Genomic DNA, 268 nt, shown 5'->3' on the forward strand with positions numbered 1-268 from the left:
GCTGCCAAGGCCCGCGCAAGCCTGAAGTTGCAGAAACCATCCCTGACGATATCGGGGGATATGATGCAGGTCGCACAGTCGAATGCGCTGAACATACTGCGCAGCACACCACAACAGTCGATTGCGGCCTCCGCAACACCGAGCAGCGACCCGCAGGTGCGCCTGGCCGAGCGCGCCGATCAGGCCCTCGCCACCCTGCAGCAGGACAAGAAATCGTCGTCCGATATCGCCAAGGAACGCGCCGCGCGCAAACTTGCGGAACTGCAGC

At 63.1% G+C, this 268-nt stretch carries 1 protein-coding gene; it reads left to right on the forward strand.

Annotated features, from left to right (window positions below; translation table 11 throughout):
• Positions 1–268: hypothetical protein (locus SB679_RS24545; protein WP_410704884.1), on the forward strand; the 268-nt coding region annotated here is incomplete at both ends.

Origin of the sequence: Chryseobacterium sp. SIMBA_029 (assembly GCF_046535275.1) — a bacterium.
GTDB lineage: Bacteria > Bacteroidota > Bacteroidia > Flavobacteriales > Weeksellaceae > Chryseobacterium.